The sequence below is a fragment of the Pseudomonas sp. F-14 TE3482 genome (assembly GCF_053629455.1).
The window spans coordinates 5,190,080-5,205,435 of the sequence record NZ_JBRJII010000001.1 but is presented as its reverse complement, the minus strand read 5'-3'; the positions used below and the strand labels follow the sequence as shown (position 1 = coordinate 5,205,435).

Annotated in this window: 6 protein-coding genes and 1 pseudogene; 6 read left to right on the top strand and 1 reads right to left on the bottom strand. The window is 59.4% G+C overall.

Annotation, left to right across the window (positions count from 1 at the left end):
* Nucleotides 1-154 precede the first annotated feature (154 nt).
* Complete coding sequence (locus tag AB7M26_RS23385; RefSeq protein WP_185022039.1) at nt 155-1,162, bottom strand: DMT family transporter; 1,008 nt, start codon at nt 1,160-1,162, stop codon at nt 155-157.
* 15 nt (nt 1,163-1,177) lie between these two features.
* On the opposite strand from AB7M26_RS23385, the gene AB7M26_RS23380 reads away from it, so the two are divergent.
* The 6 genes and pseudogenes from AB7M26_RS23380 to AB7M26_RS23355 all read left to right on the top strand — a co-directional run bounded on the left by AB7M26_RS23380 (nt 1,178) and on the right by AB7M26_RS23355 (nt 15,045).
* Entirely contained in the window at nt 1,178-1,741 is a 564-nt protein-coding gene (locus tag AB7M26_RS23380) for a helix-turn-helix domain-containing protein (protein ID WP_123494190.1), read from the top strand.
* A 129-nt stretch (nt 1,742-1,870) separates the two neighbouring features.
* Entirely contained in the window at nt 1,871-2,215 is a 345-nt protein-coding gene (locus AB7M26_RS23375; protein ID WP_148050115.1) for a hypothetical protein, read from the top strand.
* 156 nt (nt 2,216-2,371) lie between these two features.
* The gene (locus AB7M26_RS23370) at nt 2,372-3,799 is read left to right on the top strand and encodes an FAD/NAD(P)-binding protein (protein WP_123494193.1); all 1,428 of its coding nucleotides are present in this window, start codon (nt 2,372-2,374) and stop codon (nt 3,797-3,799) included.
* A gap of 488 nt (nt 3,800-4,287) precedes the next feature.
* Complete coding sequence (locus AB7M26_RS23365; RefSeq protein ID WP_123494197.1) at nt 4,288-5,997, top strand: ShlB/FhaC/HecB family hemolysin secretion/activation protein; 1,710 nt, start codon at nt 4,288-4,290, stop codon at nt 5,995-5,997.
* 30 nt (nt 5,998-6,027) lie between these two features.
* Nucleotides 6,028-14,515 (top strand): annotated as a pseudogene (locus AB7M26_RS23360) (two-partner secretion domain-containing protein).
* Nucleotides 14,512-15,045 (top strand): hypothetical protein, encoded by a 534-nt coding sequence (locus AB7M26_RS23355; RefSeq protein ID WP_192342797.1) that lies wholly within the window; start codon nt 14,512-14,514, stop codon nt 15,043-15,045. Before AB7M26_RS23360 ends, AB7M26_RS23355 begins: the two are co-directional and overlap by 4 nt.
* The last annotated feature ends 311 nt before the right edge of the window (nt 15,046-15,356 follow it).

The window sequence follows — 15,356 nt, the reverse complement described above, 5'->3', positions numbered from 1 at the left end:
ACAAAGTAAACGGCAAATTCGTGTTTATCATTGTTTCAGATCGCTATCGATCGTTCCCACGCTCCCGCGTGGGAATGCCTCAATGGACGCTCTGCGTCCGCTCTTGGGACGCGGAGCGTCCCGGGCTGCATTCCCACGCAGAGCATGGGAACGATCAGTGCTCGGCTTCGCGATCCAGATCGTCCTCAACCTCAAGAACCACCTTACCCTTGGTCTTCAACTCACTGACAATCACCGCCGCGACAATCAACCCCGCGCCAACCAACGCTATCGCCGGCAACCGCTCCCCGGCGATCCGCCCGACAATCCCGGCCCACACCGGCTCCCCGGCATAGATCAACGTCGCCCGAGTCGGCGAAACACTCTTCTGCGCCCAGTTCATCGCCACCTGAATCGCCGCACTCGCCGCGCCCAGGCCCAATGCGCTGCACAACAGCAACCACGAGAACCCCGGAATCACTTCCTGAGTCGGCACCACCATCAGAAACGCCAGCACCGAAGTCACCGCCAGCTGCACCACCGTCACCCGGCGCACGTCGACCTGACCGGCATAGGTGCTGATCAGAATGATCTCCGCTGCAATCGCCACGGCACTGATCAATGTGGCGATTTCACCGGGGCTGAAATTGAACGAAGCGCCGGACGGCCCCGACAACAGCATCAACCCGGTAAAGGCCAGCATGATCCCGATGCTCGGCATCAACCCCGGACGCCGCCCCAGCACCAGCCATTGCAGCAACGGCACGAACGGCACATACAGCGCGGTAATAAACGCCGACTGACTGCTGGGAATGCTCTGCAAGCCCACGGTCTGCAAGCCATACCCGAGCATGATCGCCGAGCCGATAAACGCCCCGGCTTTGAGTTCGAACAGGGTCAGTTCGCGCAGATGACGCCAGGAGAACAGGGCAACGATAATCGCTGCCGCGGCAAAACGCAGGCCTACGAAAAACATCGGCCCGCTGACGGTCATTGCATGCTGCACCAGCAAAAAGGTGCCGCCCCAGACCATAGTGATCAGCACCAACACGCATTCAGCTTTGCTGAACCGTGAGAAACGGGAGGAAGCAGGGGAGGAGTTCACCGACGTCATGGCCTTGCGTGCTACCTGAGGGAGACGCACAATGCGCCGGAAGTTGGGCAGTATACTGCGCAACACCATCAAGTGAGCAATATAGTGCACAAAGATTCCACCCAACGGGCGTCGGTCCTCCAGCACGTCAGCCAAAACGTCCGACGTCTGCGCCACGCCGCCGACATGAGCCAGACTGCCCTGGCCGAAAAATCCGGTGTCAGTCGCCGCATGCTGGTGGCCATCGAGGCCGGCGAGAAGAACGTCAGCCTGACCACCCTCGACCGCGTGGCCGAAGCGCTGGACGTAGCCTTCAGCGATTTGATCCAGGCCCCTGAAGCCCGCGACCCGAGCCGCATCAATGAACTGGCCTGGGCCGGCACGATCCCTGGCAGTAAAGCGGTGTTGCTGGCCAAAGCTATCGCCACTCGTGAAGTGGAACTCTGGGAATGGCGCCTTGAGCCGGGCGAGCATTACCCCTCGGAGCCGGATGCCGATGGCTATAGCGAACAGATTTATGTGTTTGAAGGCTGCCTGACCCTGATGCTCGGCAACGAGCCGCAGAAAATCGCGGCGGGTGAGTTCTTTATGTTTGCCAGTAATCAGCCGCATTCCTATCGCAACGAGGGGGACGTGGCGGCGCGCTTTGTGCGTAATGTGGTGATTTGATCGGTGCCGATTTTGTCGCGTAAAACACGTATATACCTGTTGCTTCTCACAGTAGACGATGTGCCTCGGATCCAACAATGATGAGTGCGCCGGCGAATGGCGGCCCACTCCTTAAAATCGGATTCAGACATGTCTATTAATCACAAAAAGCCGTCAGAGCTTTTACCTGCACCCGTACTACCAGTGGCCTACGGCGACAATGTCTTTCTCGAAGATGTCATTGCCGGTGCCCGGGTCGATATTGAATTGAACCGGAACGTCTATCCGGGCACGCAGGTGACCCTTGAATACAAGGTTGGCAACACTCCCAATAGATTAGTGATTCCACTTCAAGAGGGACGAGCATCATTCTTGATTCCTGCTTGCGCATTTATTAACAGTCTGTGGGTGGGGGGAATGCAGATGCGGTATTGGGTCGACGATCCATTCCATAAAAGCGAAGTGCTCGATTTGGGCGTATCGATGCGTTGTTGAGACAGGCCAGGCTGTTGGCGGGGCAACAGTGGAACATCTTGCATTTTTTAGTTGATGTGTTTTCTTCTACGCTGGGCTGTCCGGCAGCGCCGATGTGACTGCATGGGGCGATATGCCCGATGTCTATTCAGGTAAACATTGACCAGTGAGAGCGCCATGACTGACACCCCAAGCGGACAGGCGACCAAACCCATCCGCCACGCGGATATCCTGATCATCGGCGGCGGCCTCAGCGGCGCGATGCTGGCGGCGCAGTTGTTGCGTTTGCCGGGCAAGCGTCAGGCGTTGGTGATCGAGCCCCGCGCCGAACTCGGTCGGGGCGAGGCCTATAGCGCGGTCGAACTGGGGCATACGCTTAACGGCAACGCGGCGCGCATGAGTGTCGATCCCGACAACGCTGATGATTTGACCCAATGGCTCACCAAACACATCGCGACGGGTGGATGGCCGGAGTCGGATCAGCAACATGTGCCAGTCAGTGAATTGTTCCCGCCGCGTGGGCTGTTTGGGGTCTATGTGCAGCAGCGTCTGGCCGAAGCGCAGGCCGTGGGTGAGCGCCACGGTTCGACCGTCGAACATGTGCGTGCCGAAGTGGTGGACCTGCAAGCCGGGGACGATTCAGTGCAATTGACCTTGAGTGATGGACAACGCTTGCAAGGCGCCTATGCGGTACTGGCCACCGGTATGTTCCCCGCCGCACGCACGCCACAGACCGAATCCAGCGGCCTGAACGCCGCCGCCCTCGACCCGTGGGACGTAGCTTCCATGCGGCAGCTCGATCCGCAGTCGACGGTGCTGATCATCGGTTCCGGGCTGACCATGGTCGACGCCGTGGTGTCACTGGAGCAGGCCGGGCATCGCGGGCCGATCGAAGTGTTTTCCCGTCATGGTCTGCTGCCTCACGTGCGTAGGCAGCCGCCGGCCTGGGCGGATTTTTTGGCCAAGGATCACAGCATTCGCACACCGCGTCAGCTGATGCGCGAACTGCGTCGGCATTGCCGCGACGCCATCGCCCAAGGCATCGACTGGCAAGCGCCACTCGACACGGTGCGGGCGCACATCGGACGGTTGTGGAACCAGGCGACGGACGTGCAACGCCGGCAATTCGTGCGCCATGTGCGGCCGTGGTGGGAGAGCCATCACCATCGCTCTCCGCCGTTGAGTGCCGAGTTGGTGGCGCGGCTGCACGGGGAAGGGCGGTTGCGGATTCATGCTGCATCGTTCAAAGGGTTGGAGCCTTCGTTGAGCGGTGGGGTGAGTATCCGCATCCGTCGCCGTGGTGAGGCCGAAACCTGCGTGGTGCATGGCGCGGCACTGATCAATTCCAGCGGCATCGAATACGACTGGCGGCGGGTGGCGCGGCCATTGCCGCAGCAGCTGTTGGCGCGCGGGTTGGTGCGGCCGGGGCCACTGGCGTTGGGCATTGCCGCCGCGGATGACGGCGCGGTGCTAAGCGCCGAGGGGCAGGTCGCCAGCCGTTTATTCGCCATGGGCCCGCCGCTGCGCGGCATGTGGTGGGAGAGCACGGCAGTGACCGACGTGGCGAGCCAGGCCAAGTCTCTTGCGGCGCGATTGGTGGATTGACCGAAAGTTGGAGGGGGCCTTTTCGGGCCTCTTCGCGAGCAAGCCCGCTCCCACATTTGATCTCAGGCGTACACAGATAGTGTGTTCACCGAAGATCCCCTGTGGGAGCGGGCTTGCTCGCGAAGAGGCCAGTACAGTCACTACAACGCTCAGGCCACCAAACAAGCATTGTTTAAACGACACTCTTTTTCACGTCGACCCCGAGGTCGATAACGAAACCCTGCTGGCCGCAACCCAACGGGGGCAAGCCTCTCGCTGCTGTATCGAGCCCGCCGCGTGGTTCAGTTGGTCTGACACATTTGATATTAATTTCCTTGTCGGCTGAATTTTTCAAAATGTGTGGGGTCTGTTTACCGTCCGTGATGGCTGGCGTCATTTAGCCAGTATCTCTGACATCAATTTCAGGGTGACCACGACCCTTCCCCTGCGGGCATCAATGTACGCCCTCAGCACTTATGACATGGAGCGTTATGCTTATCTCCCCACGGATGTGGCCGGTGCTGTGCGCGCTATTGCTTGGCTTGGGTACACAGAGCAGCGCCGATGGCGCCAGCCTGCCAACGCCGGGCGACCAGGACCTGATCCGCGATCGCCAGAACCGCCTGATTGAAGAACAGCAGCGTCGACTGGAAGAACTCAAGGAACTGCCGGGCAAGCCAACATTGCCCGCAACACCGACCGCCCCGGTGGATACACGTTGCTTTCCTATCAAAGACATCGAACTCAAAGGCGCCGACAGTCTGTCCGCTGCCGACCGCGAGCGCTTGCTCAAGCCTTATATCGGTCAATGCCTGGGCGTCTCGCAACTCAACGAATTGCTCAAGGTCATCACCGACCATTACATCGGCAAGGGCATGATCACCAGCCGCGCTTACTTGCCGCAGCAAGACCTCTCCAGCGGCCACTTAAGTGTGTTTGTAGTCGAGGGCAAACTCGAGGGTTTGAAGGGCGCTGACGACAGCCATATCTCCGATCGGGAACTGTCCATGACCTTCCCCGGTAAAACGGGCGAATTGCTCAATCTTCGTGAAATAGAACAACTGGTGGATCAGTTGAACCGCTTGCCCTCCAACCAGGCGCAAATGGAACTGACCCCCGGCGTTCAGGTCGGCGGCAGTAACGTGCTGGTCAAGAACACCCCGCAAAAGCCTTGGCGGGCCAGCCTGTCGCGTAACAACGACGGTCAGAAAAGCACCGGTGAACAGCAGTGGGGCGCAGGCTTTGAGTGGGACAGCCCGCTGGGGCTGGCCGACCAGTTGATGTTGCGCGGCGGCCATGACGCGGTGAGCGATCACCAGAAAACCTCGAAAAACGCCATGCTCTATTACAACGTGCCTTGGGGCTGGTGGAACTTCAGTTATACCTACAGCCAGAGCGAATACCGCTCCCAGGCCCAAGGCAATGGTTTCAACTTCAGCCAGAGCGGCGACAGCGAGAATCATCAATTTCGCGCCGAGCGCCTCGTCCATCGCGATGCGGTGAGCAAAACCTCGATCAATGCCGGCTTCGCCCATCTGCGCACTAACAACTACATCGAAGATAGCCGCCTGGATAACAGCAGCCAGCGTATTACCGAAGCCCAGTTGGGTATCAACCACGGCCGGCGTATTGGCCAGTCGTTCGTCAACCTGGACCTGGGCATGCAGCAGGGCATCGGCGCGCTGGATGCACAAGGCAACGACCAGCGTCGTGATGATGCCGGCAATCTTACCGCCAACGCTCGCTATCGAAAGTACACCGCCACGGCCAGTTACCTGTTGCCGTTCAACTGGCTGGGCGAGTCCTTCACGTTCAGCAGCCTCGCCACGGGCCAGCGCAGTGAAGACGTGTTGTTCAGCCCGCAACGCATCAGCCTGGGTGGCAGCTCATCGGTGCGTGGCTATAAAGACCAGTTTTTATCCGGGGACAGCGGCGGCTACTGGCGCAACGAGCTGCGCTGGACCCGCCCGGTGACTGTCGATTGGTTGCGCCCGGCACTGAGCGAGTACGGCACCAGTGTCGGCTATGACCAAGGCGTGATCAGCAATGACCGATACAACAGCGAAGTGCATGGCCGAATGTCCAGCAACTCTCTGGAACTCTTCGCCCGTGGCAAGTACCTCGCCACTCGCCTGACGTTCGCCCACTCGCTGGAACGCCCCACCGTGCTCACCGAGCGCGAGGCGCCGATCTACTTCCAGGTCGACCTGTTTCTTTAATTCATTTGTTATCGCGTCGAGATTCTGAATATGGACGTTCACCAGCTTGCCTTTCTGTCCCGCCAGCCTTCGGCTGCCGTGGCCCCTCGCACGCACTTCCTGGGCATGCCCAAACGCTTGCTGGCATTGCTGCTGGCGAACGTCATGTTCTGGCAGCCGATCTGGGCCCAGGCCGAGGGCATCGCCGTCAGTGGCAACACCCAGACCGGCATAGGGCAGGCCGGCAACGGCGTACCGGTGATCAATATTGCCGCGCCCAACGGTGCCGGGCTCTCGCACAACCAGTTCAAGGATTACAACGTCGGTCGCCAGGGCGTGATCCTCAACAACGCGACGAACGCGGTGCAGAACACCCAACTGGGCGGCCACATCCTGGGCAACAGCCAGCTCGGTGGACGGGCAGCCGGCACTATCCTCAACGAAGTCAACGGCGGTAGCCCCAGCCAGCTCAACGGCTACACCGAAGTGGCAGGCCAGTCAGCGCGGGTCATCATCGCCAACCCTTACGGCGTGAGCTGTAACGGTTGCGGCTTCATCAACACGCCGCGCGTGACCCTCAGCACCGGCAAGCCTGTACTCGACGGCAGCGGCAAGCTTGATCACTTCGAGGTTGATGGCGGCAGCATCACCATCGATGGCATGGGGCTTGATGCGGCCAACATTGATCAATTCGACCTGATTACCCGTTCGGCGAAGATCAACGCAGACATCCATGCCCGGCAATTGAATGTCATTACCGGTGCCAACAACGTCAACGCCGACAGCCTGGCCACCACCCCTCGCGCGGCCCGTGATGCCGACAAGCCTCAACTGGCAATCGACGCGGCGGCGCTGGGAGGGATGTATGCCAACACCATCAAACTGGTGGGCACCGAGCAGGGCGTCGGGGTCAAGCTGGCGGGCAACATGGCCGCCAGTGCCGGCGATATTAAAATCGATGCCGGTGGCCATCTGAGCATGGCGCAGACATCGGCCCAAGGTGCCTTGCGGGTCAACGCGCAGAGTGTCGAGATGACCGGCAAGGCTTACGCCGGCAGCGTCGATGTACGTACGCCCGGCGAGCTGGTCAACCGGCAGAGTCTGGCCGCCCGCAACCGCATCGACATCAATGCGGGAAAACTCAGTAACTCCGGCGTGATTGCCGCGGGCATCGAGGCCGATAACAGCCGCAACACCACGGGCGACCTGAGCATCACCAGCCCCTCCGTGACCAACACCGGCAGTCTCGAAGCCAGTCGCTCGTTGAGTATCCGTGCGGGCACAACCCTGACCAATCAAGGCGTGGTTCAGGGCGCGGCGGTCGATCTGACCAGCGCCCGGGTGACCAATCAGGGCGCTGCTGCGCGAATCGTCGGTGACCAGTCGCTGGTGATCAATACACCGGCCATCGTCAACCTGGCAGGGGTGATCCGCTTTGGCGCGGGGCAGGCGGCGTCCTTGCAACTCGACAGCCTGGACAACCGCGAAGGCCTGATCCAGGTGCTGGGCGGCAGCCTGACAATCACCGCCCGCCAGCTGGATAACCGTGGCGGGCAAATCGACGCTGGCGGCCTTATTGTCGATACCACCACGCTTGATAATCGCTCCGGCCTGCTTTCTGCCAGCGCCGGTAATGCGCGGGTGAACACGCGTGGCAGGTTCGACAACACTTCGGGCACTCTCCAGGCGAAAAACCAGCTTTCAGTCACGGGCCAGGAGGTCATCAACCAGGGCGGCAGGCTGCTGGCGGTCAACGGTGACCTCGATCTGAAAGCCTCGAGCCTCGATAACCAGCTCGGCAGCGTGCTGGGGTCCAAGGTCAGCATTCGCGCGCCGGGGGGGCAGGTCGACAACCGCGGCGGGAAAATCGTCGGCGAGCGCATTGATCTGAACGCCTCGGGGCTCGACAACAGCAACGCGGGGCTGCTGGCGGCAGGCGCCCAGGGCATGAGCCTGATCTTCGATCCGGCGGCCATCAAGGCGCAGTTGCTCAATAACAAGGGGCACATTCAGAGCGACGGCGGCCTTTTGCTGCAAGGTGGCTGGCTGGACAACAGCGCGGGCACAGTGCTCGGTAAAACCATCCAGGTCGATGCTCAACGCCTGATCAACAACGGCAAGGGCGCACTGGTCAGCAATGGCGGCGACGTTGTCCTGAATGTCAGCAACCTGTTGAGCAACCTGACCGGTGTGATCGATGCCGGTAACAACACGGCCACCGTCACCGGCGCGAGCCTGATCGATAACCAGGGCGGCACGATTCGCGGCCAGCGACTGGACCTTCAGGCGAGCACTTTGCTCAACGGTCAGAAGGGGCAACTGGTCGCAGGGGCCGGTGGGTTGACCTACCGCGGGAACCGACTGGACAACAGCGGCGGCGTTATTCTCGCCGACGGTGGGCTTGCCAGCCTGAAGCTCGGCAAGGGCCGCATCGGCAACCTGGGCGGCACGATCCAGGGCGACACCGTCGAGGTGACCGCCAGCAATCTCGATAACAGCAGCGACGGCACCAAGGCCGGCATGATCGCCAGCCTGGCGGGCGAACTGAAGCTGACCGTTGATTCACTGACCAGCCGCGCCGGCAAACTCTTCGCCAAGACCGCGCTGGTGTTCAAAGGCTCCACGCTGGACAACAGCGGCGGACAGCTCAGTGGCAACACCGTGGACCTGACGGCCGACCAACTGACCAACCAGGGTGGCCTGATCGAATCCAACACCTGGCTTGCACTCCAGGGCGGCACGCTGGACAACAGCGCTTCCGGGCGAATCCGTGCGCTGGGCAACAACGTCAGTACTCTTCGCGTCTCGACAGACGACATCAGCACGCTCGATTTCAGCGACACCGTCAATAACCACAACGGCACCATCGAGGTCGGTAACTCGTCGTTCAGTTTCAAATCCAGCACGCTGGATAACCGTACCGGGACCCTCGAACACGCCAACACCGGGTTATTTACCCTGCACCTCGATCGCCTGACCGGTGCCGGTGGTGATATCACCGGCCTGGGCAGCGGCGACTGGAACTTTGGCGCGGTGGATGGGCTGGGGCGTGCACAGCTCAACGAGGCCCTGACTTACACCAGCGATTCGCTGACGCTTCAGTCCGGCGATCGCCTGGCCAGCAGCACCGCACTGGTGCTCAACCTTGGCAGCCTGAGCAACGGCGGCGAACTGCTCAGCGATGGCGACCTCACGCTGAACCTTACGGGCGATCTATTCAACAGTGGTCGGTTATCCGCGCAAAAAATGCTGGATATCACCGCTCATGACGTGCGCCAGAACGGCGGACGCATGGGGGCCGGCACCGACACACGCCTCAACCTGAGCGGTACGCTGGATAACCTCGGTTACCTGACTGCCCGCCAGAACCTGCGCATCGACGCGGCGCAAATCGACAACCACGGCACACTGGGTGCCCAAGGCAAAGTCAACCTCACCGCCACCGGCGGCATCACCAACGGCGCCGATACATTGCTGTTCAGCGGCGGCGACATGACCTTGCGCGCCAGTAGCCTGCTCAACTGGTATGGCGACCTCTACAGCGCCGGCAATCTTAGCTTCGCCGGCATCGACGGCGCCGCCGCGCAAAGTTTCAGAAACCTCTCCGGGACCGTCGAAAGCCAAGGCAATATCAGCCTTCACGCCGTCTCGCTGGAAAATGCCAAAGCCGAATTCGAGCTGGACCAACAACGGGTGAGCGGCACCTTGAAGTGGGCGTGCAGCCAACACTGTGGCGGACATGACTCCTTCAAACGCGGCTGGATCACCATTGGCCAAACGTTCATCGAGCGCGCCATCAAAGACTCTGCTTCGGCGCGCCTGGTTGCAGGCAAAGACCTCAACATCCAGGCCTCAAGCGTGCAGAACCGCTACAGCCTGCTGGCCGCCAACAACAACCTGACCATCATTGCCGATGACCTGCTCAACCAGGGCGCGTCCACCCGCACCGGGCAGAACACCATCGTGATCCGTACACCGAGGCGCATTTCCACCGGTTATTGGGATCAGATGGAGTACGTCGACGTCCCGGCCTTCAACGCGGCCGTTGCCGCCGGGAACTACGACGACGCCCGCTTCGAACTGCTGAAATCGCGTTCCAGCGACAGCCGCTTCCAGGAGCGCAGCAACGTCACCGTCTGGACCGACAACCCTGAGCCGACCTACGCCGCCACGATTCAGGCCGGCGCCACCGTCAACCTCAACGTCACGCGTACCGTGCAAAACGGAACGCTGCACCAGAACACGCTCGAACAACTGACCGGTACGCTGGGCGACGACCAGACCGGCGTCGGGGTAGGTGAGGTCAATATCAACCTCACCCCGCAGGCGACCGGTGCCGCCGCCGTGACGCCTGCCGCTGTGCAACCCATCGAGCGTATCGCGGCGGATGGCAGCGTACAGACCGTCTTCAAACCGGTGGATTACAGCGGGCTACCTTTCACCTCTGTGGATCCGACGGCCGGGCCGAATTTCCAAACGCCCAAGGGCGATTACGGGTTGTTCATCAAGAACCCCGACCCGACCAGCCGCTACCTGATCGAGACCAACCCGAACCTCACGAACCTGTCGCAGTTCTTTGGTTCGGACTACCTGCTCAAGCTGTTGAACGTCAACGCCGACAGCACTTGGCGTCGACTCGGCGATGGCCTCTACGAGCAGCGCCTGATTCGCGATGCGGTGCTGGCGAAAACCGGCCAGCGTTTTCTCGCCGGCGGTTTGACCAGCGATTACGAGCAATACCGCTACCTGATGGATAACGCCCTCGCCAGCAAAGACGCACTGCGCCTGAGCCTTGGCGTCTCGTTGACGGGCGAGCAGGTCAGCGCGCTGACCCATGACATTGTCTGGATGGAAAACCGCATCGTCGACGGGCAAAAAGTCCTCGTGCCGGTGCTGTACCTGGCCCAGGCAGATACCCGCAACGTACGCGGCAGCAGCCTGATCCAGGGTCGGGACTTGAACCTGTTCACCGGCGGCGATCTGGTCAACGTCGGCACGCTGCGCGCCGGCAACAACCTCAACGTCCAAAGCGCCGGCAGCGTCTACCAGGGCGGGCTGGTCGAGGCCGGTAACGACCTGCAAATACTGGCGCAAGACAGCATTCGCAACGCCATGGCCGGCGAGATCCGCGCCAGCCAGGTCAGCCTTGTCGCGCTCAAGGGCGACATCATCAACGACCGCACCGCGATTCAGGTTCGTGACGGGTCCGGCATGCGCACCCTGACCGACGCGGGCAGCAGCATCAGCGCCCGGGAAAACCTGGCCGTTGCGGCCGGCCGCGACCTGACCAACCACGGCGCCTTGAGCAGTGGCGGCAACGCGACCCTGACGGCGGGCCGGGACATCAACCTGGCGGCCAAAACCGATACCAGCGAGAAACACGAATTCAGCGACGGCGGCCACAAGTCGAGCATCACCACTGACGTGAAGAACCTCGCCGCGACCGTTACTGTCGGCGGCAACCTCAACATGAAGGCCGGGCAAGACGTCAACGTTATCGGCAGCACCGCGACCGCCGGCAAAGACCTGAACGTTCAGGCCGCGCGCGACCTGAACATCGTGTCGGTCAGCGATATGCACAACGTTGAGGGCAAGGAAAAGCACGGCAAGAAGCGCATCAAGACTTCGGATGATCAGACGACGCAAGTGGCGAGTGTGCTGACGGCGGGCAGGAACTTCACCAGCCAGGCTGGGCGCGACACGACGATTGTGGCGAGCAAGATCAGCGGGAAATGAGGCGTATCTGTACAGCGGGGATAGGTTGAACCTGCTGGCCGCGCAGAACAGCACCTACACCCTCTACGACATGAAAGAAAAAGGCGGCTGGGGCGCCAAGAAAACCCAGCGTGATGAAGTTACCCGCGTCACAAACGTAGGGACAGAAATCAAGACCGGTGGCGACCTGACATTGGCCAGTGGTGGCGATCAGCTGTATCAGCGGGCCAAGCTCAATAGTGGTAACGACCTGACGATTGCCAGCGGCGGCGCGGTGACGTTTGAGGCGGTCAAGGACCTGCATCAGGAGAGTCACGAGAAGAGTAAGAGTGACCTGGCGTGGACCAGCGCCAAGGGCAAGGGCAATACCGACGAGACGCTGCGCCAGAGTGAGTTGGTGGCGCAGGGGCAGTTGGCGATCAAGGCCGTAGATGGCTTGAAGATTGATATCAGACAGATTAATCAGAACACGGTTAGCCAGACCATTGATGTGATGGTGAAGGCTGATCCGCAATTGGCTTGGTTGAAAGAGGCTGAGAAACGCGGGGATGTGGATTGGCGGCATGTGAAGGAGTTGCATGATTCCTTCAAGTACAGCCATTCCAGCCTTGGTCAGGGGGCGATGCTTGCGATCATCATCGTCGTAACGGTATTGACGGCAGGTGCCGCCAGTACGTTTGCGGCAGCAGCCGGTAGTGCTGCAGGCGCCGGCTCGACTATGGCGGCGGCAACGGCAGCCACAGCTGCAACGACGACCAGTGCGGCTGTCGCAGGTACGGCAGCAGGTCTGGGAAACATCATTGCCACCGCGTCGTTGACCTCCCTTGCCAGTACGGGCGTGGTCAGCACGATAAACAACAAGGGCAACCTGGGAGCCGCATTCAAGGAAACCTTCAGTAGCGACAGCATGAAACAAGCGCTGATCGCGGGCGCCTCAGCAGGATTTGTGAATTACGCCAGTGGCAACTGGTTTGGCGCACAGAGCGACCCTATCACTAACAAAGTGAGTGGTCCCAGCGTAGTACCTCATTGGAACGACCCGGCAGCTATTGGTCGGTTCGGTACGATCCAATTGGCGGGCGGAGCGGTGCGCGGAACGCTTTCCGAAGCCCTTGGGCAAGGCAGCTTCAAGGACGCAATGAAGGGCAGCGTCTTCGATGTGCTTCAGGCTACTGCTTTCACAGGTGTTGGTGATTTTGGCGATGCCTTCAAACTTCAAGACAGCGGCCTAAGTAAAACCGCCCTGCATGCTGTCGTGGGTGGGTTGCTTTCAGAAGCAATGGGTGGCGATTTTAAAACGGGGGCGATCGCTGCGGGCGCTAATGAGGCGCTTATCGCGACCTTGGATAAAACACCGTTACTCAGTGGCGATGATCCCGCAGAGCACGACCGGTTGGTAAACGCTGCGTCCAAACTGGTGGGGTTGCTGGCGGCAGCCAGTGTTGATGGCGACGTTTCTCTAGGCTCGGAAATCGCCGGGAATGCGCAGTCTTACAACCGCAAATTACACGTTCAAGAAGAGAAAAGACTTGCTCTTGAGGCCAAGAATTTAGATGCCTCAACTGGCAAAAGCCAATCTGGCTTCGAATGGAACGCTCTACTGACATTCGTAGCAGGTGGTGAGGTCGATAAGCAGACCAACAATGAACTACAGGGAATTCTGTCCGGCTATAGCCCGAATAACCCAGAGGGTCAGCACTTGGCTGACGATCTGCGTGTTGCCCGAGGAGTGGTCACTCAACTGCAGAACGAGAAGGTGCTTTTGACGTGGGCGGATGGGAGCCCCATCGTCGCGAACGGCGACAAGGTCGTTGCGTTCACGTCTACGGACAGGCAGTACAACGACTCGCGTCTCTTCAATCCTTCGAGCAACTCCACCTACAACAACGCCCCAGATGGCATGGGTGTAGTACCGGACAAGTGGGCTGAGCAATATGGAGAGTCCATTGCTATCAGGAAGCTTCCTGAAATTGGTGCGCTCAGTGCCGATGCCGGGACCCAAGCAGAGCAAATGGACCGGTTACGTGTTCTGGCGAGTGGCGGGGTCAATTCGAATATTGATCTCGAGTTGCTTCTTGAGGTGATGCCGGCCGGCAAGATGGCCAAGGGCAGCCTTCTTGCGGTTTTGAAGGAGCTGGTCGCCCGGGATACCTTGGCGAAAGCTGAGAAAACGGTATTGGAGAAGCGCCTCATCGAGTTGAACTCTACTCGTGACGCTGAAGGGTTTGGGCAGACCGCGCAGCGTGACTTCGTTCCAGGAAAGGAGCATCGTGCGGAAAACATCAACGCAGGGCAGGTTACGGACCGTGATGGCCTTCCACGTGTCGATGATGAGAAGAAAGCGAACGACCTGCTTTTGACGGAGCAAGCGGGTGGGGTAAAACCTCCCTATTGGGGAACGCAGCGCGCGGCCTGGAAAGAAGGAACAATAGTGACCGATAAGGTTTTAGAGCAGCCGCGTACCATGACTATGGTTATAGACCAGAGACAATACGACGCTATGCGTAATAGCGAAAAAACCGGATCAAATCCGGCTTCTTCTCTAGGGGGCTGGGCTACAGATTTTCCGGTAAATTCGATAGCGGATGTTAGAAATAAACTGGCGATTTCCAGCGAATTTAAAGACGGGAATTTGTATAAAGTTGAGTTCACTATAAGGCCAGGTGTCGGAGTTCGTGAGGGCACTGCTGGTGATATGTGGGATGCCACTCAAAAAATAAGGCTGCCGGGTGGAGCAAATCAAGTCAATTTTATGGATAAAACTCCTCGTGAAAATCCTGAATTCTATAATGTTGATGTTGGCAGTTTGAGGTTGTTGAAATGAGTGGTCTTGTTGCATGTGTAAGGAGTGTGGTGACTCATGCTGATGGAGCAGTCTTCGAGGAGTTCTATGATTGGCAGGGTGGCAGAACTGATTTTGAAGTTGAAATGGAACACCTCAGGTATGTGAAGGTCAGTCCAGTCGTGAAGGTGATGAAATTTGTAGTGTCTGAAGGGGGGGCGGCTGTCGAGTTTCCTGTTGCGGGTACCCCCTGCATACTGCCTGATAGAACTGGGGTTTTGGTTGTTTTTGATAAAGAACCTTCAAAATTTAGTTGCCCTGAAGCTCCCTGGTTTTTTGGTTTTCCCGATAATGCTGCGATCTACAATGCCGACGGGTCATTGCGTTTTCAACTGCACAATCCCGAGGGTGAAAATAGTTATATTGGAGCAATTCACACCGGTGCGATGCCCGATCATCCTGACACGCTAGGGGTTTTGGTAGGTACGGTAGGGCATGATCCAGAATGGCTTTATTTGGTGGATTGTAATAGTCCAGAAATAATAAGTACGGGAAAGTGGATTCGCTATTAGTTATGGCGGAAGGGGGCGGCCCATCCACCGCAAAACCCGACGTGAGACCGCTAAACAGGCGATGTTTAATCGACATCTCCAGATACTCACTCAGGCTACACATTCTTGCGCCGCTGCCTACGACTACGCCAGAATCCGCCGGCTTGTGCGCCTTGAGGCCGGGCTCTATCGTTTCCGGGTTGCTGACGAATCAGCGATCGGGTTTCGCAGCCCGGGTCAATCAAGGCGCACAGCGCCACCGCTCCTTTTCAGATGACGTTTTTCGTTCGCTGAATTGCGTTATGGCGGCTGTGCGCGGGAGATCTTCGGGT

What these genes read in the sequence shown, in the direction of transcription:
- AB7M26_RS23385 (WP_185022039.1), bottom strand. Translation starts at nt 1,162, where the DNA reads ATGGTGTTGCGCAGTATACTGCCCAACTTCCGGCGCATTGTGCGTCTC.
- AB7M26_RS23370 (WP_123494193.1), top strand. Translation starts at nt 2,372, where the DNA reads ATGACTGACACCCCAAGCGGACAGGCGACCAAACCCATCCGCCACGCG.
- AB7M26_RS23355 (WP_192342797.1), top strand. Translation starts at nt 14,512, where the DNA reads ATGAGTGGTCTTGTTGCATGTGTAAGGAGTGTGGTGACTCATGCTGAT.
- AB7M26_RS23375 (WP_148050115.1), top strand. Translation starts at nt 1,871, where the DNA reads ATGTCTATTAATCACAAAAAGCCGTCAGAGCTTTTACCTGCACCCGTA.
- AB7M26_RS23365 (WP_123494197.1), top strand. Translation starts at nt 4,288, where the DNA reads ATGTGGCCGGTGCTGTGCGCGCTATTGCTTGGCTTGGGTACACAGAGC.